The organism is Paenibacillus sp. JT22N1 (assembly GCF_059692155.1).
On the sequence record NZ_JCAUAW010000017.1, the window covers coordinates 25,483 to 47,086 of the forward strand.

The 21,604-nt window shown below is 46.1% G+C and carries 23 protein-coding genes; 18 read left to right on the forward strand and 5 right to left on the reverse strand.

All coding sequences use genetic code 11. From position 1 onward, the window contains the following. Positions 1 to 24: 24 nt before the first annotated feature. The 3 genes from AC58UU_RS28470 to AC58UU_RS28480 form a co-directional block, all read right to left on the reverse strand. Positions 25 to 1,383: a right-handed parallel beta-helix repeat-containing protein gene (locus tag AC58UU_RS28470; RefSeq protein WP_497320609.1), complete on the reverse strand. Its 1,359-nt coding sequence runs from the start codon at positions 1,381 to 1,383 to the stop codon at positions 25 to 27. A 142-nt stretch (positions 1,384 to 1,525) separates the two neighbouring features. Then, positions 1,526 to 1,798 (reverse strand): hypothetical protein, encoded by a 273-nt coding sequence (locus AC58UU_RS28475; RefSeq protein WP_171644215.1) that lies wholly within the window; start codon positions 1,796 to 1,798, stop codon positions 1,526 to 1,528. A 27-nt stretch (positions 1,799 to 1,825) separates the two neighbouring features. Continuing rightward, positions 1,826 to 2,017: a YjzC family protein gene (locus AC58UU_RS28480; protein WP_497320610.1), complete on the reverse strand. Its 192-nt coding sequence runs from the start codon at positions 2,015 to 2,017 to the stop codon at positions 1,826 to 1,828. Positions 2,018 to 2,257: 240 nt separating this feature from the next. Here AC58UU_RS28480 and rpsF point away from each other — a divergent pair, with 240 nt between their 5' ends. From rpsF to AC58UU_RS28535, 11 genes are all read left to right on the forward strand, one after another. Further along, entirely contained in the window at positions 2,258 to 2,545 is a 288-nt protein-coding gene (rpsF, locus tag AC58UU_RS28485) for a 30S ribosomal protein S6 (protein WP_028557223.1), read from the forward strand. Between the two features lie 34 nt (positions 2,546 to 2,579). Beyond that, positions 2,580 to 3,065, forward strand: coding sequence for a single-stranded DNA-binding protein (gene ssb, locus AC58UU_RS28490; RefSeq protein ID WP_029196140.1), 486 nt, complete (start codon positions 2,580 to 2,582; stop codon positions 3,063 to 3,065). 23 nt (positions 3,066 to 3,088) lie between these two features. Further along, positions 3,089 to 3,376 (forward strand): 30S ribosomal protein S18, encoded by a 288-nt coding sequence (gene rpsR / locus AC58UU_RS28495; RefSeq protein ID WP_029196139.1) that lies wholly within the window; start codon positions 3,089 to 3,091, stop codon positions 3,374 to 3,376. Positions 3,377 to 3,457: 81 nt separating this feature from the next. Then, positions 3,458 to 3,796, forward strand: coding sequence for a cupin domain-containing protein (locus tag AC58UU_RS28500; RefSeq protein ID WP_497320612.1), 339 nt, complete (start codon positions 3,458 to 3,460; stop codon positions 3,794 to 3,796). 73 nt (positions 3,797 to 3,869) lie between these two features. Beyond that, entirely contained in the window at positions 3,870 to 4,181 is a 312-nt protein-coding gene (locus AC58UU_RS28505) for a MazG-like family protein (protein WP_029196137.1), read from the forward strand. 6 nt (positions 4,182 to 4,187) lie between these two features. Further along, positions 4,188 to 5,102, forward strand: a complete 915-nt coding sequence (locus AC58UU_RS28510) for a DUF2232 domain-containing protein (protein WP_497320615.1) — start codon at positions 4,188 to 4,190, stop codon at positions 5,100 to 5,102. An 18-nt stretch (positions 5,103 to 5,120) separates the two neighbouring features. Next, a complete protein-coding gene (locus AC58UU_RS28515) occupies positions 5,121 to 7,091 on the forward strand; it encodes a DHH family phosphoesterase (protein ID WP_497320616.1) in 1,971 nt (656 codons plus the stop codon). After that, positions 7,088 to 7,537, forward strand: a complete 450-nt coding sequence (gene rplI / locus AC58UU_RS28520) for a 50S ribosomal protein L9 (RefSeq protein ID WP_056838752.1) — start codon at positions 7,088 to 7,090, stop codon at positions 7,535 to 7,537. The genes AC58UU_RS28515 and rplI overlap by 4 nt, the downstream gene beginning before the upstream one ends. A 640-nt stretch (positions 7,538 to 8,177) precedes the next feature. Further along, a complete protein-coding gene (gene dnaB / locus AC58UU_RS28525; protein ID WP_029196133.1) occupies positions 8,178 to 9,542 on the forward strand; it encodes a replicative DNA helicase in 1,365 nt (454 codons plus the stop codon). Between the two features lie 442 nt (positions 9,543 to 9,984). After that, a complete protein-coding gene (locus AC58UU_RS28530; RefSeq protein WP_497320618.1) occupies positions 9,985 to 11,271 on the forward strand; it encodes an adenylosuccinate synthase in 1,287 nt (428 codons plus the stop codon). A gap of 171 nt (positions 11,272 to 11,442) precedes the next feature. Then, on the forward strand, positions 11,443 to 12,105 hold the full coding sequence (locus AC58UU_RS28535) for a hypothetical protein (protein ID WP_497320619.1): 663 nt from the start codon (positions 11,443 to 11,445) through the stop codon (positions 12,103 to 12,105). Here the strand turns inward: AC58UU_RS28535 and AC58UU_RS28540 are convergent. Further along, a complete protein-coding gene (locus AC58UU_RS28540) occupies positions 12,102 to 12,362 on the reverse strand; it encodes a hypothetical protein (RefSeq protein ID WP_497320620.1) in 261 nt (86 codons plus the stop codon). The genes AC58UU_RS28535 and AC58UU_RS28540 overlap by 4 nt on opposite strands. Before the next feature lie 272 nt (positions 12,363 to 12,634). Here AC58UU_RS28540 and AC58UU_RS28545 point away from each other — a divergent pair, with 272 nt between their 5' ends. The 6 genes from AC58UU_RS28545 to AC58UU_RS28570 all read left to right on the forward strand — a co-directional run bounded on the left by AC58UU_RS28545 (position 12,635) and on the right by AC58UU_RS28570 (position 19,960). Continuing rightward, the gene (locus AC58UU_RS28545) at positions 12,635 to 14,179 is read left to right on the forward strand and encodes a peptidoglycan DD-metalloendopeptidase family protein (protein ID WP_497320622.1); all 1,545 of its coding nucleotides are present in this window, start codon (positions 12,635 to 12,637) and stop codon (positions 14,177 to 14,179) included. A gap of 212 nt (positions 14,180 to 14,391) precedes the next feature. Continuing rightward, on the forward strand, positions 14,392 to 15,111 hold the full coding sequence (gene yycF / locus AC58UU_RS28550; protein WP_029196128.1) for a response regulator YycF: 720 nt from the start codon (positions 14,392 to 14,394) through the stop codon (positions 15,109 to 15,111). 2 nt (positions 15,112 to 15,113) lie between these two features. Further along, positions 15,114 to 16,946 carry a cell wall metabolism sensor histidine kinase WalK gene (gene walK, locus AC58UU_RS28555; RefSeq protein ID WP_497320623.1) on the forward strand — a complete coding sequence of 611 codons (1,833 nt, stop codon included), beginning with the start codon at positions 15,114 to 15,116 and terminating at the stop codon, positions 16,944 to 16,946. After that, positions 16,943 to 18,232 carry a YycH family regulatory protein gene (locus AC58UU_RS28560; protein WP_497320624.1) on the forward strand — a complete coding sequence of 430 codons (1,290 nt, stop codon included), beginning with the start codon at positions 16,943 to 16,945 and terminating at the stop codon, positions 18,230 to 18,232. The genes walK and AC58UU_RS28560 overlap by 4 nt, the downstream gene beginning before the upstream one ends. 79 nt (positions 18,233 to 18,311) lie before the next feature. Further along, positions 18,312 to 19,094, forward strand: coding sequence for a two-component system regulatory protein YycI (gene yycI, locus AC58UU_RS28565; RefSeq protein WP_497320625.1), 783 nt, complete (start codon positions 18,312 to 18,314; stop codon positions 19,092 to 19,094). Between the two features lie 65 nt (positions 19,095 to 19,159). Next, on the forward strand, positions 19,160 to 19,960 hold the full coding sequence (locus AC58UU_RS28570; RefSeq protein WP_497320627.1) for an MBL fold metallo-hydrolase: 801 nt from the start codon (positions 19,160 to 19,162) through the stop codon (positions 19,958 to 19,960). Here AC58UU_RS28570 and AC58UU_RS28575 read toward each other — a convergent pair. Continuing rightward, positions 19,929 to 20,138 carry a hypothetical protein gene (locus AC58UU_RS28575; protein WP_497320628.1) on the reverse strand — a complete coding sequence of 70 codons (210 nt, stop codon included), beginning with the start codon at positions 20,136 to 20,138 and terminating at the stop codon, positions 19,929 to 19,931. The genes AC58UU_RS28570 and AC58UU_RS28575 overlap by 32 nt on opposite strands. Positions 20,139 to 20,341: 203 nt before the next feature. Between AC58UU_RS28575 and AC58UU_RS28580 the strand changes: the two genes are divergently transcribed. Next, positions 20,342 to 21,565, forward strand: a complete 1,224-nt coding sequence (locus tag AC58UU_RS28580; RefSeq protein WP_497320630.1) for a S1C family serine protease — start codon at positions 20,342 to 20,344, stop codon at positions 21,563 to 21,565. Positions 21,566 to 21,604 lie beyond the last annotated feature (39 nt).

Here is a 21,604-nt window from a genome sequence, read left to right on the forward strand (position 1 = left end):
AATGGGTTGTGTGGCCTTTTTTTCTCATAGAGTAGAAGTGATTGTATTTGTGCCTTTATCGAAAGTTTTCTCACCATTGCCGGAACCCACATTGCCAAAGAGGATGGTTTCTCGGCAATTGGCATCCGAGATACGGATCGGTGCTTTGGTACAGCTGTTTAGGCTATTACCCGTCAACTGATTACTATCCGAGTACGAACCGCTATCTTTGCCTTCGGCAGCGAGTAAAATGCCGTCTGCTTTACAACTACGAATAGAATTCTGAAGAATCTGATTATCATAAGCATTAATGAGGACAATACCGTTATTACCTATAGCTTGGAGCTGGTTATTGGATATGGTATTGCGATGAGGGCGTTTTTGTTGGATGTCTGCTTGTCCCACCAACTGAATACCAATATCATCGATATCATTTAGAATATTAGCAGTAATCATATTGGAGATGCAGTGACCCTTGAGGCGGATTCCATAGGTATATCCTTTATTTCCGCTTGAATTCACAAAATTCTCAATGATGTTATCGGAAAGGGTATTAAACTGACACGGTTCTTCTTTGGGACCGGATATAAGGTCAATCCCAGACTGATAGCACTTCTGCATGCGATTTCTCGCGATGACAGAACGACTGCTGCCATTGGTCAAAGTGATACACGTTTGAAAGAGCATGTAGAATTGGTTTTGCACAAAATGATGATTCTTAACATTGCTGCACCAGATGCCATAACCTTGGGTATCGTAATCCAGCGTTCCGATGATGTTATCGAAGGTACAGTTCTCGACAACAACTCGGTTAGAATCGACGGATTTAACGCCATTATCGATCGTGGAAAAGGTGCAGTCTGTGATGGTAATGTCGGTAGCTTGATCGAGTGCAATTCCGCATTCAACTCGCGGAACCGAAGCATTTCCGAACGATCCAATACCTTGAAAGGACAACCCCTGGATATGTACATGCTGAACCGCAGATAAGTTAAGGAGACCGAATTTATGTGTGGATGATCGAAGGATGCTGCTGCTGCCGGCCCCCATTAAAGTAATGTTCGAGCCCACGCGTAAGGGTATCTTAAGGAAGTACATGCCTGGCGGGATGTAAACAATGCCACCTGATAGGGCAGCAGTATCGATTGCGCTTTGGATATAAGGAGCGTCGTCTTCATCATAACGTCGGTTGCCACGGGCTCCGAAATCTTTGACATTATAGAAGAGAGTGGAAGTGGTTGCCGCATTCGCTTTATTGCTAGGCATGAACAAGTCCCCGGCTGCTAAGGCTATGCCCGCGGCACCTAGTGTAGATAAAAGCTTTCTACGAGTAATAGAGGATGTGGGAGTTCGGGCTAGATCAATTGAGTGAGACTCACGCTGCGTATGTCTATTTTCGTCCAAAAAGTTCACCTCATACATAGATTGGTAGATATAGTAAATTATAAAGCAAAGCAAGCTGGCCGGAAAGAGCAGCATACAAAAATACAAAAAACCCCTGAACATATCGTTCAGAGGTACTTACAATACACAAGAGTCGGTACGTTTAATGACTCCTATCCCGCCGTCTGTAGCTGACAGAGAAACGGTCAATGATATACCCAACAAGGGCCCATGAGGCGATCGTTAACGCATAAATGATTAGCATTCGAAACATGGAAATTTCATAGATGTTCGTAAATGTTGATGCAAACCATGCTGGTACACTGAGAGCGTAAAACAACATATAGAAGGCATCATGATCATGAAATAAATAATGAACCAAGCACAAGGCAGCACCTAGAAAGGTGAACAGCCAGGTAAACGTGGTAGTTCTCATAGCTCATTCTCCTAGTCATGGTGAAACTTATTTTAGCGTCAATTTTTTTCGATGCCATTTTCGATTGTGGTTACTATTTTCCGGGAAAGTGTCACCTTTTCTCAACGTAACCGTTTTGGGATTGGAAATGCCCATATGAAAGGCATTCTCGCCGATTTCCATATACTCGCCGTCGTTAGGAACATGATCGCCTGCATTGAATTGTGTCCATTCACCCATGATGATCACCTCTTCTTAAGAATAACATCGTATTTAGATTACCCCTTTGGAGGGGAAGCATGTATGAATCCCATTACCAGCTTCCTCCTTCGCAGTTTATTAGAGAAAAACTTGTAATCTGTCGCTCGATTTGCTATAGTATTCAGGTGCGAGTTTTGAATAAGAATCCTCGCTCCTTGCTCCTTCGCTTGTCTGACAAGCTTAAAGAGGAGCCGCTTAGTCCAAAAGGAGGTGAAATACATGCGCAAATATGAACTGATGTACATCATTCGTACAGACGTTGAACAAGAAGTTGTTCAATCTACGGTAGAAAAGTTCCAAGGCATCATCACGAACGGTGGGGGAGAAATCTCCAAACATGACCTGATGGGCAAACGCCGTCTTGCGTATGAGATCAAGAAGTTCCGTGACGGGCACTATGTGCTGGTACACTTCAACGCAGAACCTGCTGTTGTAACTGAACTTGATCGCGTACTTAAGATTTCGGACGAAGTTATTCGTCACTTAATCGTAAACGACGTAGCTTAATTCATGCCAGTATTTTCGTCAGGAGGGTTGTTCCATGTTGAACCGTGTTATTCTTATCGGTCGATTGACCAAAGATCCAGAACTTCGATATACACCAGCTGGCGTAGCTGTTACACAATTTACACTTGCAGTAGACCGCCCTTTCACGAATTCACAGTCGAAAGAACGGGAAGCGGACTTTATCAATATCGTGACGTGGAGGCAGCTTGCTGAAACATGTGCGAACTATTTGCGTAAAGGTCGTTTAACAGCAGTGGAAGGACGTATTCAGGTACGGAATTACGACAACAATGAGGGCAAGCGCGTTTATGTGACCGAAGTTATTGCCGATAATGTACGTTTCCTTGAATCCAGCAACAGCGGCGGTAATCGCGAAGAAGGCGGATCATCTAACGCAAACGCAAGCTACGGCGGCGGAAGCGGCAGTGGCAATCGTGGCGGTGGATCGCGCGAGCAGCAGGATCCTTTCATAGATGACGGAAAACCGATCGATATTTCCGATGATGACTTGCCATTCTAAAGTAGAAAGGACTGAACAAACTAATGGCTTTCCAAAAAAGAGATAACAACAGTGAAGATCGCGGCGACCGCAAATTTGCTCCTCGTGGTAAAGGCGGTAAAGGTAAACGTCGTAAGGTTTGTTACTTCACAGTAAACAAAATCAAGCACATTGACTATAAAGATATTGAAACTCTTAAAAAGTTCATCAGTGAGCGCGGGAAGATTCTTCCTAGACGTGTAACTGGTACTTCCGCTAAGTACCAACGTGCATTGACGATCGCTATCAAGCGCTCCCGTACAATCGCATTGTTGCCTTACACAACGGAATAGGGTTAAACCAAGAAGGCAGCTGTATCTAACGGCTGTCTTTTTTGTATGCCAAGAAGTAAACGACGAGGGGAGCAACCAATCGTGAAAATCCACAAAGAGCAGGCAGAACACTACAAATGGGGCGATGATTGCGACGGATGGTACCTGGAACGGGATAGGGATAGGACGATTATCCAAGAGAGAATGCCAGCGGGCACAAGTGAAGTTAAACATGTGCATCAAAAGTCAAAGCAGTTTTTCTTCATTTTAAGTGGAGAAGCTAAGATGTGGATCGATGGTACGGTCATCACCCTGAAGTCGCAGGAAGGTTGTACGATCTTGCCCGGTATTCCGCACCAAATTCGTAACGAATCCTTCGAAACTGTCGAATTTCTAGTGATTTCAACACCATCAACGCAGGGGGATCGGACAGCTCTGTAGAGGCTTTCTTTTCTTGTGCCTATTTGTGGTATAATTGACACAATAGTCATTGCTGAATGAGGAGAGATGACGGTTGCTGAATAGGGAAAAGGATGTTGACCTAGCCAGACGGGCCAAAGTCATTGAATGGCTCAAGACAGAAGTCGTAGATCATGTGGCTCATCTGCTCAAAGGCATATGGGAAGGCAGCCATGTGAAAATTGTAGATGGATTAGCCAGCTTAATTTCGAGCGGTTACATCCTAGGCAGAAGACTAGGCATTTCCTTTCACAGTTTAGACGAAGCTATTGTAGAGAAAATGAAGAAGCACCGCCAAGAGGGCCATCAACTTGAGGACTGGTACGGCGACATTTCATCGCTAGAAGAACATTTACGTAAGAGGTGAGCCCGGTTGGGGAAACGAAGTTGGCAAAGCATCATATGGAGCGCAGTGACTATCGTCTCATTGCTATCTTTAATGACGCCTTTTATTATTTTCACATTTAGTTTTCTCATGATTCCTGTTCTAATGTTATATGTAAAATCAAGCACAAGACGTTTCGTCATTAGCTATGTGCTCAGCTTGCTCGTTGTGTATATACTTACCCAATGGCAAGGGGTATTCCTCATGTCGGTTTCTCTGTTCTTCTTACCGCCTGTTCTGGTCATGGGTAACTTATATAAACGTAAAGCGGCGGCAAGATCAGTGTTAACAGCAGGGATTATCACGATTCTGGCAGAGTCTCTGATGAGTCTTGTTATCGGGTATGCGCTGGGATTTGATCCGGTTGCGAAGTTCAAGCAATTCATGATGGAAAGTATATCGAGTATGCCTCCAGGAATTCGCGATATTTTGCCGAAAGATCAGGATTGGTATGTCAATTTCATCGTGCAAGTGATTCCTCTTTATTTAATTTTCGTAGCCCTATTCTACACGTTTGTGTCCCACGGCATTAGCCGCTGGCTGCTCAACAAAACAGGGGAAGGGATTCCAGGATTGCGCCCGATGAGGGAGTGGATGCTGCAGAAATCTCTCGTCTGGATATATCTAGTCGTATTTGTTTTAGATTTATTTACTAATCCAGCTTCAATTTCGCTGATTTCTACGTTACTCATGAATGCGATGCCACTGCTTATGCTAGCCTTCGCTATTCAGGCAATTTGTTTTCTATTCTTTGTTGCCCATGCGAACAAGTGGAAGCCTATATTGCCAATCGTGGCGATTGTATTAGTTTGCTTCATGCCTCCTTTATTTATTGTATACAGCTTATTAGGGGTATTTGATGTTGCGTTTCCAATCCGAGAACGGTTCAAGAAAAATATATAGGATTAGGAGCTAGTTCGAATGCCGAAGTTCCTTTTAAAGCGGTGGCACGGTCAACATATCGTGTGGATTTTCGTCCTACTCATCATTTTGACAGCCATTATTTATATGTTCAAATGGTGGCTGGGCCTAACAGCCTTCCTGATTTGCGGTGTATTAGCATACTTTACGCTGCAAGCGGAGACTGCTTTTCGTAGAGAGTTAAATACGTACGTCGGAACGATTACACATCGAGTGAAAAAAGCGGGCAATGAAGTCATGAGTGGCCTTCCCATCGGAATTATTTTATATAATGAAGAGAAGCGCATCGAGTGGCACAACCCATTTGTGGCAAAAATGCTTGAGAAGGATTCGGTCATTGGCGAGTCGCTATTTGAATTCTTCCCTGATTTGAAAAGCAAAAAGGACAAAAGTGATAAAAGTGACAAGCTGGAATTGTCGATTGGAAAGTTTATTTATCAAGTATGGATTAAACCTGAGGAGCGGCTGCTTTATTTCCGAGAAATAACGGAGCAAGCGATTTTGGCGAAGAAGTATGAAGATGAGAAAACGGCGATCGGTATCGTAATGATGGATAATCTAGAGGAGTCGACGCAAGGTCTCGATGATCAGACCCGCAGTATTATGTTGGCTAAGGTGACTGGTGAGATTACCGAATGGGCTCAGAAGTACCAGATATATTTGCGCCGGACGTCGTCGGATCGTTTCCTCATTCTGATGGATCAGAAGGCTTTGCGCCAACTGGAGCAAACGCGTTTTGAAATCCTGGACGAAGTGCGGGATTTGACGATTGAAAATAAGCTTCCTTTGACGCTTAGTATTGGGATCGCTTCAGGAGCTGAACAGCTCATGGAACTTGGTCAAATGGCACAGATGGGACTAGATATGTCACTCGGCCGCGGCGGCGATCAGGTCACGGTCAAAGTCGGACAGCGACTTTCCTTCTATGGCGGAAGAACGAATGCGGTTGAGAAGCGTACGCGGGTTAGAGCTAGAGTCATTTCTCACGCCTTGCGTGATCTAATGAAGGATAGCGATAAAGTGATCATCATGGGTCATCGGTTCCCTGATATGGACTCGGTTGGCGCAGCGATTGGTGTCTTGAAGGCTGTACAGGTTGTCGGCAAGGAAGGCTACATTGTACTGGAGGGCGTTAATCCCTCTATTCAGAAGGTCATGGAGACGATTGCTGCCGATGAGCGGCTGCATCGTTGGTTCATTACACCGGAACAGGCGATGCAGATTACGACACAGCGCTCGCTGGCGGTTGTTTTGGACACACATAAGGCGTCCATGGTAGCCGAGCCTAAGCTGCTGCAGCAGACGCACAGGGTCGTGGTGGTCGATCACCATCGCCGTAGTGAGGAATTCATCCATGATGCGACGCTCGTCTATATGGAGCCGTATGCGTCCTCAACGTGCGAGCTTGTGACGGAGCTGCTTCAATATATCAATGAAAAGCTAACCATGGAAGTGTTGGAGGCAACGATGCTGCTGGCTGGGATCGTGGTCGATACGAAGAGTTTTAGCCTCCGTACAGGAGCAAGAACCTTCGAAGCGGCATCCTATTTGCGCCGAAATGGTGCTGATTCCTCTTTAATCCAGCGATTGCTGAAGGAAGATCTCGATTCGTATATCGAGAGAGCAGAGGTCATTAAACTAACAGAAACGATTTACGAACATGTCGCATTGGCAGTTGCTGAGCCAAATCGCAAATATTCTCAGTTGATGATTGCGCAAGTAGCTGATACATTGTTGAATATGACGAATATTATGGCATCCTTTGTCATCGCCGAACGACCGGACGGATTGATCGGGATTAGCGCAAGATCGCTAGGACAGATGAACGTTCAGATCGTTATGGAGCGTCTGGGTGGAGGCGGGCATTTAACGAATGCAGCTACGCAGATAGATGGCACCTTAGAGGAAGCAACGAAACGATTGAAGAAAGTACTTGAGGAAATGCAGGAAGAGGAGGGACTTTTCGAATGAAAGTCATTTTGCTAAAAGACGTAAAAGGACAAGGTAAGAAGGGCGAAGTGAAAGAAGTATCTGAGGGTTACGCACAGAATTTCCTAATCGCGCAGGGACTTGCTGCTCCAGCTACACAAGGAACCGTTAAGGTGCTGGATAATCAGAAAAAAGCCGAGCAGCGCCGCAAGGATCAAGAGAAAGCCGATGCTCAGGCACTCGGTGAGAAGCTTGGTGAAATGACCGTTCAAATCAAGGCGAAAGCCGGTGAAGGTGGACGTCTATTCGGAGCCATCCCTAGCAAGCAAATCGCAGAAATTTTAGAGAAGCAGTACAAGATCGTAATCGATAAGCGCAAAATCGTGCTGGAAGATCCAATTCGTACGCTTGGTGTGACTAAGGTTGCTGTTAAACTGCACAGTGAAGTAACTGCTAGCTTGAACGTACACGTGACGGAAGAGAAGTAAGAAGCGGAGCGACGGAACGTGGGTAGTGGCGTTCCGGAGCAAGGGAAGACAGCGTCCCAGAGCAAGAGAAAACAGCGTTACGGAGAAAGAACATGGATGAAGGTAAGAGTCCCTTGTAGGGGCTCTTATCTATTGTGAGGTTATTCCGCGGTCGGTGAATCTACGAGGTAGTTCTCGTAGTTTTGCTGCGGGGAAAAGAGTCTAAAGTACTCTATAGACTTTAAAATTATTTGATAATTTTTTGAAATGATAGATTAGTAGTTTGTCCGAAATGTGGATGTACGAAATGCATGATTTTTGCTCAAAATGTGAAATAAACGGTGATTTACTGCTTTTTGCTGCAGAATGGATGAATGATAGCCCAAAGTTTAGAGTACTTGGAGTAGCCAGCTTTATGACCTTGCGGCGGGAACTTAGCAATTATGAGGTTCCTAGCGTATGCAGTTGCTGAAATAGGACGAATAACGGTCTTTAGAGCACTAGGTTGTTGAGAAGATAGAAATGAAAGAAAAGATTAGCAGTTTAAGTAGAAAAGTAAAAGAAGAACCATGCTTGATAGATAGCGAGTCGAGAGATTCTCATCCATTTGTGATGCATGGCTAGTAAACTAACTAACGAAAAGAAAGGCGGGTACAGCAGCATGAGCGGAGATAATATGTTTATGGATCGTGTACCCCCACAAAATATAGAAGCCGAGCAAGCCGTACTCGGTGCTATTTTGATTCACGGCGAAGCCTTGATTACCGCCATGGAGCGGATATCAAGCGACGACTTCTATCGTGGTACACATCAACGCATCTTCGAGGCGATCGTAGAACTCGCAGAGGAGCAGGAGCCTGTCGACCTAATCACGCTTACGTCGCGGTTACAGAATAAGCAGCAGCTTGAAGAGATCGGCGGCGTAACGTATCTCTCTGAGTTGGCTAATGCGGTGCCAACAGCAGCAAACATTGACTACTACGCAGCTATCGTCGAGGAGAAGTCAATGTTACGCCGGCTTATCCGCACAGCGACCCAGATCGTCTCCAATGGCTATGCCAATGAGGACGATGTAGGGTCGATGCTCAGCGAGGCGGAGGCGAAGATCCTTGAGATCTCGCAGCGCCGCAGTTCAAGCGGCTTCGTGGTCATTCGCGATGTGCTCATGGAAGTATTCGAGAAAGTTGAGCAGCTTTACTCGAATAAGGGAGGGTCAACGGGGATCCCTTCGGGCTTCATTGACCTCGACAAGATGACGTCCGGCTTCCAGCGCTCAGACCTTGTTATCTTGGCTGCCCGTCCTTCCGTAGGTAAGACCGCGTTCGCGCTGAACGTTGCGCAGAACGTAGGAGTGCGGGCCAAGGAAACCGTCGCCATCTTCTCCCTGGAGATGGGCGCAGCGCAGCTCGTACAACGTATGATCTGCGCGGAAGCGAACGTCGACGCGAACCGTATGCGGACGGGTTATCTCGAGGGCGACGACTGGGAGAAGCTGACGATGGCGATTGGCGCCTTGTCCGAGGCAAACATCTACATCGATGATTCTCCATCGATTACGGTCGCGGACATCCGTGCGAAGTGTCGTCGTCTGCAGCAGGAGAAGGGGCTCGGCATGATCCTAATCGACTACCTGCAGCTGATTGCCGGCCGCGGCAAAGGCGATAACCGTCAGCAGGAGGTCTCTGAGATCTCCCGTACGCTGAAGCAAATTGCGCGTGAGCTCAACGTTCCGGTCATCGCGCTCTCGCAGCTGAGCCGGGGTGTTGAGCAGCGGCAAGACAAGCGTCCGATGATGTCTGACCTTAGGGAATCGGGATCGATCGAGCAAGATGCCGACATCGTAGCGTTCCTTTATCGGGACGATTACTACGATAAGGAATCCGAGAAGAAGAACATTATCGAGATTATTATTGCTAAGCAGCGGAACGGTCCTGTAGGAACCGTAGAGCTGGCCTTCTTGAAGCAATTTAATAAGTTCGTGAATATGGATCGAAGTCATCAGGAAGCAGCAGCCGCGCAGTATTGACGGCTGCTTTTTTTAATTTTCAAAGGGCTAACCTATTAGTTTGCGCAATATCCGAACGATTATACGGGCACCTGTGTAATCGTTCGTTTTTAATTGACTTTGCTCAGGGGGACTGCTACACTAGAGACGGTGAAAAAACCTTGGTCGAATGCCTGCTTATTGCAAGGCAACTTCGAAATAAGGTCGTTTTTCATGCCGTAAGGTAGGTTCCCTTCCTGCAGATAACTGCCGAAGAAACCTGGATGTTCCTTTGCGGTGAGTAAGCCCTCTGAACCGGTTCACCAGAAGTGTAACGGTGTATAGAGGTATTTGCATCGCCAGAGGGAAAGTATGATGGACGCTAGACGCTTTAGCGCTTTAATGAAGTCCAACTTCTCTCTGTGGTACTAAAGCCATAACGGCTCATTATGGGTGATTCGTCACCGTACGGAGGTAAGTGCATATGTCAACGGTTGTTGTTGTCGGTACGCAATGGGGAGATGAAGGGAAAGGGAAAATCACGGATTTCTTAGCGGAATCTGCTGAGGTTGTTGCTCGTTATCAAGGTGGTAACAATGCTGGCCATACGATCATTATTAGCGGGAAGAAATATAAGCTAACGATGATTCCTTCAGGTATTTTTTACAAAGATAAAGCTTGTGTAATCGGGAATGGAATGGTTATTAACCCGGCTGCGCTCATTGAAGAAATTAACTACATTCATGATAATGGTTTTACGACGACGAACCTTAACATCAGTGACCGCGCGCATGTCATTATGCCGTATCATTTGTTGATGGATGGTCTGGAAGAAGATCGCAAAGGTGATAGCAAAATTGGTACGACCCGCAAAGGAATCGGACCTTGTTATATGGATAAAGCAGCTCGTAACGGTATTCGTATCGCTGATTTGATGGATGCGGAAGAGTTCGAATTGAAGCTTAGAAGCATCGTTGCTGAGAAAAACGTTGTGATTGAGCAAGTTTACGGTTCACAGGGTCTTGATGTAGAACCAATTCTCAAAGAATATCTCGAGTACGCTGAAGTCATTCGTCCCTATGTAACGGATACGTCGGTTGTATTGAACCAATACATTGATCAAGGGCGCAGAGTATTGTTCGAAGGCGCACAAGGCGTTATGTTGGATATCGACCAAGGTACATACCCGTATGTTACCTCCTCGAACCCAACCGCAGGCGGTGTATGTATCGGTTCAGGCGTAGGCCCAACGAAAATCCACAACATCATTGGTGTGGCAAAAGCTTACACGACGCGTGTTGGTGATGGCCCGTTCCCTACGGAGCTGGATAACGAAATCGGCGCTTGGATTCGTGAAAAAGGCTTTGAATACGGTACTGTAACGGGTCGTCCACGTCGTGTAGGTTGGTTCGACAGCGTTGTTGTTCGTCACGCAAGACGCGTTAGCGGAATCACGGGCTTGTCCCTTAACTCCATTGACGTCCTGACTGGTCTTGAAACGGTAAAAATTTGCACAGGCTACATGTACCGCGGTGAGTTGATTGAGCACTACCCAGCTAGCCTGAAAGCTATCTCCGAGTGTGAAGCTGTATATGAAGAGCTTCCAGGTTGGACAGAAGACGTATCCGGCGCACGTACGCTGAGTGATCTGCCTGAGAATGCCAGACATTATGTGGAGCGTGTTTCCCAGCTGACAGGTATTCCAATCGCGATCTTCTCCGTAGGTCGTAACCGTGAGCAAACGAACCTAGTTCGTCCAATCTACGCATAATCATAACCAAATGAGGCGTAATGTTCGCTTCTTTCCTAAATAACTTAAGAAATCCTCTAGGCTGTTTGCAGCTTAGAGGATTTCTTTTTTATCAAAAAGGGATTTAATGGAGATGATTTCGTCAATACTGGGAGGGAGGAACATGATTATGCGCCAGGAGTGATAACGAGAATGAAATTAATAGCATGGTTAAGTAAGGTCGTCATTGGAACAGTCCTGATTACATCGATTACCATGTTTACGACATGGTATGTTGTAAACATGTACGTGGAGGATATATTTCGACAATATCAGATCCCAGCTTTGGGTAAAAAGGTTCAATTTAACGAATTTGCTGCAAGATTGGCGGGGGAGCTGAATATAGTTATGCGTAGAGACGGGGGGAAGCAAGCTGCCCCATCGGAAAGCCCTGCACCTACGAAGCCTGTTCCTAGTCTCAACCCGTCTGGAAGCCTATCTAGCTCTAGTCCAAACGATCAACTTCCCACAAGTGGAGTTAGTTCTAATGACGGTGGAGATGCTTCCCAAGGAGCCAAGGATGATGCCGTAGCCGTTATGGGAAGAGCGCGAAGTGAAGCGAACGAGCAGAAAAAGGAACTCGTCATGTCGACTGAGGATTTTGCCAAAAAGAAAGAAGCACTCTCAAGCGACGATAAGATGAAAATATTTTCTCTAGTTGTTGCCAAGCTGCCGCAAAGTGACGTGCAGAATCTATCCGTTTTGCTCGAAGATGGGATTACCACAGAGGAGTTAAAGCAGGTCAATGACACGCTTAAAAAGTACTTGAGTGAGAAGGAATTGAAGCAGCTTACTGATATCCTAAGCAAGTATTAATGGAGTTGTCCGCCGTATTTGATAATCGTATCCTCAGCTTGGCGATAGCGTGACTTCTCAACACTTACCATGAGTGCAAAGGAGGACTCAGCAGCAAAGCTGTCTACGGATTGAATGAAGCTGTCAGCATGTTGATCAGAATTAGGCACTACGCTATTATCGAATTTGATATCTAGTACACCTTGCAATTTAAGAACTTCCGCCGCTTGCTCTAAATTATCTCTATTATGGAATGTAGCCGCCAAATTAACTTCCATCGTTGATGTCCCCTTTCAATTTTTCATGCTAATTCGTCAATCCTTGTAGCTGTGCGCATAATCTCTTGGATTTTCATACAAAAAATTGAATTTATAGTGCCTTCTTTTGGTGATGGACACGAATCTATCACATGGATTTCGAGTATTTTGTTGAAATAGGCAGAGAAAGTGTGTTAAATTTAACAAAAGGCTGACATCCTTTATGGATATTATGTCTAATCAAGGTTTATTTATGTATCTACGGATGCAAAACCGTTCAAAGGGAGAAGATCATGACAGGTTTCAGGGGAATGCGCTTTGTCATGGATCTCATCAAGAGATTCACGCCTAAGCGAGAAAGCTTGACCGGAAATGAATCAATATCAGACAAGCAGCTGGAAGAATCAACGACAACAACGACGCTAACGGTAATGAAACGACATAAATGGTCCCTTGCTCTGGGAGTTAGTGCAATCGCTCTAACTGGGATAATTACGTTTACTGGACATCAATATGTAGAGGCAGGCATGGTGAATGTGTATCATGTGAAGCTGGATGGCCAAGAAATAGGTATTGTAAGTGACAATAAGATTATTGATGAATATAAGCAAAAAAAACCGCAAGAAGTTCAACAAAAATTCCCAGATGTGCATGTCGTGCTAAAAACAAACGGAGTTACCTATGAGCCTGAAAGGGCTTACAACGTAGAATCTGATGATTCAGCTGTTTTGGCAACACTTGATAAGCTGCTTGTGCCGCAACCGGTCGGCATTGAATTGAAGGTAGATGGGAAAGCCATCGCAATTGTGAAGGATCAGCAGACGGCTGACCGGATTCTTGAACAAGTAAGTGCACCCTTCGCGCCTAAAGCCAAGGAAACCGCTAAGGTAGCTGTTCTATCAACAGGGTTGGGTGAGGATATCACAACAGCACCATCGGAACTCGAGAAAGTAGAATTTATTCAGCAGGTCGATACCAAGGAAGTTCCAATCGAACCTGATGATTTGGCTAAACCGGATGATGTCGTTAAGAAGCTCAAGACCGGTGATGTACAGCCTGCCAAGTATACGGTTGTCGAAGGAGATTGTGTCTCCTGTATCGCGAAGAAATTAGGGATTACGAAGCAATTCATTTATGATAATAACCCCGGCCTTCAAGATGATAAGCTGAAAATTGGCAACCAACTTGATGTGACGGTGCTCAAACCAACGCTCTCTGTTAAGACAACAGAACGGGTTGTACAGAATCAGGAGATTCAATACGACACTGAGTATGTGAAAGATGATTCACTTCGTGTAGGTGTAGTTCAACCGATAACAGCTGGAAAGAATGGGCTGAAGAAGGTTACGATTCAAGTGACGAAGGTCGACGGTTTAATGACCGAAGAGAAGCTTGTGAATGAAGAGATCGTTGATAAACCTGTTATGGCTAAGGTGAAAAAAGGAACTAAAGTGATTCAAGGCGAAGGCTCAGGGAAGTTCGCCTGGCCTGTCATTTCCCCAAGTATTTCAAGTACGTTCGGCGTGCGTTGGGGCAAGCTTCACAAAGGGATTGATATCACAGGCAACAAGAATATCATGACGGCCGATAACGGCAAAGTCACGGAAACCGGCTATAAATCCGATTACGGCAATTATATTATCATTAATCATTTGAACGGTTACGAGACGTTATATGGTCATTTGAGCAAAATCACCACCACCGAGGGTACAATCGTCGAAAAGGGCGATAAAATCGGTATTATGGGAAGTACAGGCGACTCCACGGGTGTTCACTTGCATTTTGAGATTCACAAAAGTGGTAGTTTAGAAAATCCGTTAAAGTATTTAAACCGCTAATCATAGATAGAGGCAAGGTCAAACCGGACAACTCGGGGGGGCCTTGTCTCTTTTTTCCACAATAGAAAGAATAAGTTTCAATTTGCATCGGGTAGAGGGTTTCTCACTTGAATGTATGATAAAATAGAGGGTAGTATGCAGAAAATAGACTGACTTTACATGCTCGTCCTTGTAGGACGTAGTCATTTATCCTTGAGTAGGCGGTGGTAGGTTTGTTTGGTAAAATTCTCGTGGTGGATGACGAACAACCGATTGCAGATATTTTGAAATTTAATTTGGAAAAAGAGGGCTACCAGGTCATCTGTGCTTACGATGGCGGAAGCGCTGTAGAGCTTGCTTTCTCAGAGCAGCCTGATCTGATATTGCTGGATCTCATGCTGCCTGTGAAGGATGGGATGGATGTGTGCCGAGAGGTTCGCTCGAAGCTGAATACTCCTATCATTATGCTCACAGCGAAAGATACAGAACTGGATAAAGTGCTTGGCCTAGAGATGGGTGCAGACGACTATGTGACCAAGCCGTTCGGCACTAGGGAGCTGCTTGCCCGAGTGAAGGCGCACCTGCGCAGACAGACGAAAGCGCAGTCGGCTCCAAGCGAGTCTGACACGCAGCGGAATGGGATGCGTATTCATGCCCTGTTTATCGATAACGACATGTACATGGTGTATAAAGATGGCACACCGCTCGATTTGACGCATCGGGAGTTCGAGCTTATTCAGTATTTAGCCAAAAATTCAGGCAAAGTGATGACACGCGAACACCTGCTGCAGGCTGTGTGGGGCTTTGAATATTTCGGCGACGTACGAACCGTCGATGTAACGATTCGGCGCTTACGCGAGAAGCTGGAGACGGACCCGAGCCGTCCGGAGTACATTATGACGCGCAGGGGCCTCGGCTACTTAATGCGCAGTCCTAAGGCCGGAGGCTTCTGAGCATGAAGGGCATCCGCTTCTTTCAATCGATTCAAGCGAAGCTGATTATTATTTATGTCTTACTCATTCTGATCGCGATGCAGCTCATCGGCGTGTATTTCTATAAGACGGTGGAGACGTATTTCAAGAATGATTTTTTGGCTTCACGCAACAGTCAGGTGACGCTGCTGGCCGGCTTTGTGGGGCCCTACCTCACTGGGGATCAGGACAGCAAGAACGCTGCGGAAGGCAAGAAGACGTATGCGGATTTGAACGAATTCGTTAGCAATTTATTTTCCATTAATAATGCGGAAATTCAAATTATAGATGTGAATGGAAATGTCATTAGCACGTCGGTTCCCAATCATTTGAAACAAAAAAACACGCAGCCGGAAGTTATTAGGGCGCTGCAGGGGATTAAGGATAACCAACGGATCTTCACGGATGGGGATGGTTATCGGAAGGTCATTATCGCCAAGCCGGTAGGCAGCGGTGCCCGTGTACTAGGTGCGGTATACATTATCGCTTCCATGGAAGATGTTTATAAAACGATCCGATCGATTAACCGCATTCTCATCTCGGGAACCTTGATCGCTCTGGGGCTAACCGCTATTCTTGGTGTGCTACTTACCAGCACGATAACGAATCCGATCAAAGAGATTACGAAGCAGGCGACAGCTGTCGCAGAAGGCAACTTTGATCAACAGGTTATTATTCAAGGGACCGATGAGATTGGGCAGCTCGGTCATACATTTAATTTTATGATGAATAGGCTCAAAGAAGCGCTCTCGCTGAATGAAGAAGAGAAGGAGAAGCTCGCTTCGATCTTAACGAATATGAATGACGGGATCATTGCTACGGACGATAGAGGCCATGTCATCGTGCTTAACCGCAGGGCGAAGCAAATTCTACAAACGGAAGAGGAGTCGACGCTGGGTCTGGACATATCCGAGGTGCTCGGTATTCCGATGGATACGATTCGCGGTTTCCTCCAAGGTCATGTTAGTACGACGCTGCTGGATATTAATCTCCCCGATGACGATGAGCAGCTATCTGTACGTATCACGTTCACGCCGATTCACCGCCGAGGTGAAGGGCAGAACGGGATTATTGCGGTGCTGCAGGACGTAACGGATCAGGAGAAGCTGGAGCAGGCGAGGCGCGAGTTCGTAGCGAACGTTTCGCATGAGCTGCGTACGCCGCTGACGACGATCAAGAGCTATCTGGAAGCGCTCGATGATGGAGCGATCGAGGAGCCTCAGCTGGCTTCACGCTTCATTAGCGTTACCCGCAGTGAGACGGAGAGGATGATTCGCTTAGTGACGGATCTCTTGCATCTATCGAGGCTTGATTCCAAGCAATCGATGATGAGTAAATCCTCGACGCTTGTGAGCGAGATGCTGGAGGAAGTAGCCGATCGCTTCTCTTTCCAGCTGCAGCAGCGGAAGATTCAAATTCTAATTCATGTGGAGCAGGGCGTGACCAGCTTACTGCTCGATCGGGATAAAATTGATCAAGTACTCGACAATCTCGTGTCGAATGCGATTAAGTATACGGGTGATGAAGGGGCCATACGACTAGAAGCGAGGAAGATCGAGAAGGATGTATTGGAAATTTCGGTTCAGGATAACGGAATTGGCATCCCGAAGAAAGATCTATCCCGCATTTTTGACCGATTCTATCGTGTGGATAAAGCGCGCTCCCGCAATATGGGCGGTACGGGGTTAGGTCTTTCAATTGCCCGGGAAATAGTAAAAGCGCATGGCGGCTCTATCATATTGGAATCGGAGCTGGGACAAGGTACTCGTGTTGTATTCACACTGCCGATTCAGCAAGAGGAGGAAGATGAGCTATGATCGAGAGTCTGAAATCCATCCTTCTTGTTGTCCTGATTGGGACAAGCTTGTACCAAAGCTTTTATCTGGCTTCGTACACCCCGCCGAAGATTGAGCCTATTCAACAAAGTAATTATGTTCAGACGGAGACATTAGGGAAGCAATTGGAACTGCATGACATGCTGTTCCCTGATCAAATCATCGTACACTTAGGCAATCAGCAGCACTCTGTTCTGTACCCTAGCAATTACTACTACACACGACTGCTCGAAAATATTAAGCAGCGAAGCTTTAAAGGATTTCGCAAAACGTCGATGTATTTGGTCAATGTGAACTGGGAAGAAGTTCGAACGAAACAGCAAGGGGTTGAGATTCGCTTTCGCGACGGGATTCCTTTTACGATTCTGCAACAGCTGCTGCGGATTGAAGGTGAAATGCCAATTGATAATGATAAAATCACGCGGATTTGGATTTACTCCAAGGGCAATAACGAGGATGTTCGTGCCTTCTTCTTTACGGATTCCCCGGGCGTTGGGTACGAAGTCATCGGGGCCGATTTTACAAGTAAAGATGTGGAAAATTTCGCGGCATTTGGTGACCTGACGAACCTATACAAAACGACAAACAGCGGGGATTACTATCTCCCAATAAAGCCGCTTCGACTGCCGAACTATATATTTAATTATAGCTTATTGACGGCAGATCAATTGAAACAAAGCCTGTTCGTTGATCCGGGTATTACACGATATCTCAAAGAGCGTGACGGTTCTGAAATTTATACAGACAGTAAGCGCGGTTTTCAGCTAAATCGAGATCTGCGTTGGGTCACGTATTCGGATCCTGTAGCGCCAGTAGAAAGTAAAACAGAGGTATTGGATGACTTGCAGGCGGGCATTAAATTTATTAATCAGCATATTGGCTGGGATGGGAAATATATAGTTTCTCGCACGCCACAGAAGCAGTTAATCGATAATCACTCGTTCACGTTCCGACAGTACTATGAATCTTTGCCAATTATTACGCCGCAGGCTGAGGGCTATGGTTCCATGAAAATGCAAGTTCAGAAGGGAATTATTTCTGGATTCGAGAGGTCGATGATTATTCCCGATCTGAAGACGGTACAGCGGCGTGATTTCGAAATCATGTCCGGTGACGCTTTGGAAGAAAGGCTGCAATCTTATCAGAAGCGTTCTAGTATTGTGTCTATTTTCCCAGCGTATCGTCCGGTAATAACGGATAAGACGCTTGTATTGACGGCAACATGGGCTATTGAGCTGCGTGATGGCACGTACGACTTTATGGAGTAAGCAGTTCTATTTCTGAGGAAAGGTTGGTGAGATCATGAATTGGAGTCGGGCTAAAACGATTTTAATTTGTTCCTTTTTGATGTTGAATTTGATTCTTGGTTTCCAACTTTGGTCCACCAATCGTTCCAATCAGACGGAAATCGCTTTGGATACATCAGGTACTGTTGAAGAGCTGAATAACGCGCTCCGAAACAAAAATATACGGCTAATGGATGAGTTACCGACGGATCAACCGAAGATGAAAGTCATAACGGTGAAGTACGACGACAATATGAAGCCCACTGAGCCCAAGACGCTGAAAACTCCTATTAACATGAGCAATCTGCTTGGTAAAGGGGCTAGTAAAGAAGTTCAAGCGCAATCGGAGATTCCGAATTTCGGTTTGTACCAATTGGATTCGGCGATCAGTCGAAAAGGTGTTTATGTGTTTACTCAGCTATATGGCAAGATTCCGCTCTTCGATGTGAAGGTGGAGCTGAGTGAGGAAAATGGAGAAATTACCAGTTACCGTCAAGCTTACGTTGAAGTAGAATCAGGAGTAGAGCAGACGGAGCAGAAGCTGATCCCCGCCCAGTTAGCTGTTCGCAGCTTAGTGGACAATTATTTGAGTGATGGTGCCATTATTACGGAAGTCAGACTGGGGTATCACGGACAGCCATATAACTCAGAAACGCAACCGATGTTTCCGCACTGGCGGATTACGATCGATAACGGAGATATTTATTATTTACAAGCTTTCAATGGAGCTGTTGAGTCTCCGCAAAAAGGGTCTGAATTGGCTCCATTTGGTACGCAAGTGGATGGTGCGAAAACAACTGAGAAGCCTGATAAAAACGGGGATAAGAGCACCGATAAGAAGTAGTCAAGTGGGATAGTCAACAATGGACGGCTAGATGGATGACATGTAAGCATAGAGGAGTAGGGAAGATGGGTATGAGGTTTACGGTACTGTCGAGTGGTTCGACGGGTAATGCAACGGTGGTTGACAATGGTGAAATCAAGCTGCTGATTGATGTGGGATTTAGCGCCAAGAAGATGGAGCTGTTAATGAAGGAACGTGAGCTCGAGGCGAGCAGTATTGATGCCATTCTGGTCACACATGAGCATTCGGATCATATTAAAGGGTTGGGAGCACTGGCTCGCAAATATGATTTGCCTATCTATGCGAATGAGAAGACTTGGGAAGAGCTGGACCGTCAAATCGGTGTGATCGCGGAAGGCAACAAGAGGGTGATGGAAACCGGAGGTATCGAGGAATTCGGTACGCTGCGTGTTGAATCATTCGGAATATCGCATGATGCAGCGGAGCCGGTGGGGTACTGCTTTTATGAAGGGGAACAGAAGTTAAGCGTTGTAACGGACTTGGGCTACATGAGTGAGAAAGTCAAAGAAAAGATTACGGATTCAGATAGTTTGGTACTCGAGACGAATCACGATGTGGACATGCTGCGCGTGGGGCACTATCCATGGAGTATTAAGCGTCGTATTCTTGGGGATAAGGGTCATTTATCCAATGAAGCCGCAGGGGAAGCGCTCTGTGACGTGTTGACGAACAAGACGAAGTCCGTCTATATGGCGCATTTGAGCCGTGACCATAATTTAATGGATTTGGCCAGGCTAACGGTGAATAACATAGTACAAGAGCGTGCCCCTGAAGCTAAACAGCTGCGACTGATGGATACATATTTTGACCGCTCTACGAAATGGGATGTATTGGATTCGGAGTAAGCGCGGCGTCGAGTTCTTTGGATTTGAGCTGGATCTCCTGCGCGGTGATGAGACCCTTATCGATCAGAACTTGAATGAGAGATGAGAGGATAAGGGACTGGTGGTAGTGGCTATCTTTGAGGTCAGCGAGCTTACCAATCATGTTTATTTCATCAAAATGGGAAGGAATACGGTTCATTCTGAGCATTCTCCTTTATTTGTCTGATTTAAAATTTCAGTTAACTCTAGTATTTCGTTAAGAGATTTGGTTTACTATTATTGTAGGCAAGAAGTGAACGAAACATTCCTGTTTTTTGAAAAATAACAATCCAAGGTTAGTTGAAATACAATGCAAGGCGAGAGCGGCACAGCTTAACCCCCATCAGCGAGGAGGGACCCGATATGAGTTTGTTTGATGATGATTTTTATTCCACCAAAAGGTCCAGGCAGCGCCAGGATTCTTGGCGTCCCAAAGGGACAGGGGCATTCGCAAGCTTCGCGGGTCGCAGACGGAATGTGGCCCTCATTGCTGGAGTAGGCGGAGCGCTAGCCATGCTTTTGCTGGTCGGGATATTTGGCGGCTTCGGGAAAAGTGACTCATCTGGGGCAGCGCTAGCGATACCTGCTTCTGCGGCAAAAGCCGAGGCCCATCCGATGAACAGTAACGATTCAGTCGTGGCGGCAACGGAGAAAATAAAGCCTGCCGTGGTCAGCGTTATTTCCTCGAAGAAGGATGATAAAGGGCAAGAGACCGGACTCGGGATCGGCTCGGGTGTTATTTTCGCACGGAATGGTGATAAAGTTCGAATTGTGACGAATAGTCACGTTGTTGAGAACGGGAACCAGTTCGAAATCGTTAATTTTCAAGGTGAGCATCGCAAAGCAACCCTAATCGGCCGCGATCGGATTACAGATCTGGCAGTGCTAGAAGCAGATGGAAAAGACATTAAAGTGCTTGCTGAATTCGGTGACTCCGAAACGCTGCGAGCAGGAGAGATGGCGATAGCGGTAGGCAACCCGCTTGGACTTGGATTCTCGCCAACCGTTACCCAAGGTATCATTTCTTCGCCAAAACGAACGTTACCAGTTTCGCTGTCACGTGAAGGCACGGATTACGACTGGGAGATGGATGTTATCCAAACGGATGCGGCTATCAACCAAGGGAACAGCGGCGGACCGTTGGTGAATATCGAAGGTAAGGTTATCGGAATCAATTCTATGAAGATATCGGATACGGGTGTGGAAGGGTTAGGTTTTGCCATTCCTATTAATAGCGTGAAGCCGATTATTGATAGCTTGATCAAGGACCACAAGGTGAAAAGACCGTTGATGGGTGTTTCGACGCAGGAACTGCAAGCTTTTAAAGGGACTGATGTATTAAAGCTCCCTGCAGATGTTAAGACTGGAGTTATCGTCTTCGATGTCTCGGGACCTGCCAAAGAAGCGGGCCTCAAAGCGCAGGATGTCATTGTCCAATTGGATGATCGCAAGATTGATAGCACGATCTCGCTGCGGAAATATTTGTACAACGAGAAGAAGATTGGCGATAAGGTCAACGTGGTGTACTACCGCGGCGGTAAGAAGCTGAATGCGGTGGTTACGTTGGTTGAAGCGATGGATAAGTGATAAAAGATGAATGATAAGCTTGTTAAGATATGCGTGGAT

Bases quoted from the DNA above. Each gene is read 5' to 3' on its own strand.
- AC58UU_RS28475 (WP_171644215.1), bottom strand. From the start codon at position 1,798: ATGAGAACTACCACGTTTACCTGGCTGTTCACCTTTCTAGGTGCTGCC.
- AC58UU_RS28480 (WP_497320610.1), bottom strand. From the start codon at position 2,017: ATGGGTGAATGGACACAATTCAATGCAGGCGATCATGTTCCTAACGAC.
- rpsF (WP_028557223.1), top strand. From the start codon at position 2,258: ATGCGCAAATATGAACTGATGTACATCATTCGTACAGACGTTGAACAA.
- ssb (WP_029196140.1), top strand. From the start codon at position 2,580: ATGTTGAACCGTGTTATTCTTATCGGTCGATTGACCAAAGATCCAGAA.
- rpsR (WP_029196139.1), top strand. From the start codon at position 3,089: ATGGCTTTCCAAAAAAGAGATAACAACAGTGAAGATCGCGGCGACCGC.
- AC58UU_RS28515 (WP_497320616.1), top strand. From the start codon at position 5,121: ATGCCGAAGTTCCTTTTAAAGCGGTGGCACGGTCAACATATCGTGTGG.
- rplI (WP_056838752.1), top strand. From the start codon at position 7,088: ATGAAAGTCATTTTGCTAAAAGACGTAAAAGGACAAGGTAAGAAGGGC.
- dnaB (WP_029196133.1), top strand. From the start codon at position 8,178: ATGAGCGGAGATAATATGTTTATGGATCGTGTACCCCCACAAAATATA.
- AC58UU_RS28530 (WP_497320618.1), top strand. From the start codon at position 9,985: ATGTCAACGGTTGTTGTTGTCGGTACGCAATGGGGAGATGAAGGGAAA.
- AC58UU_RS28535 (WP_497320619.1), top strand. From the start codon at position 11,443: ATGAAATTAATAGCATGGTTAAGTAAGGTCGTCATTGGAACAGTCCTG.
- AC58UU_RS28540 (WP_497320620.1), bottom strand. From the start codon at position 12,362: ATGGAAGTTAATTTGGCGGCTACATTCCATAATAGAGATAATTTAGAG.
- AC58UU_RS28545 (WP_497320622.1), top strand. From the start codon at position 12,635: ATGACAGGTTTCAGGGGAATGCGCTTTGTCATGGATCTCATCAAGAGA.
- walK (WP_497320623.1), top strand. From the start codon at position 15,114: ATGAAGGGCATCCGCTTCTTTCAATCGATTCAAGCGAAGCTGATTATT.
- AC58UU_RS28560 (WP_497320624.1), top strand. From the start codon at position 16,943: ATGATCGAGAGTCTGAAATCCATCCTTCTTGTTGTCCTGATTGGGACA.
- yycI (WP_497320625.1), top strand. From the start codon at position 18,312: ATGTTGAATTTGATTCTTGGTTTCCAACTTTGGTCCACCAATCGTTCC.
- AC58UU_RS28570 (WP_497320627.1), top strand. From the start codon at position 19,160: ATGGGTATGAGGTTTACGGTACTGTCGAGTGGTTCGACGGGTAATGCA.
- AC58UU_RS28575 (WP_497320628.1), bottom strand. From the start codon at position 20,138: ATGAACCGTATTCCTTCCCATTTTGATGAAATAAACATGATTGGTAAG.
- AC58UU_RS28580 (WP_497320630.1), top strand. From the start codon at position 20,342: ATGAGTTTGTTTGATGATGATTTTTATTCCACCAAAAGGTCCAGGCAG.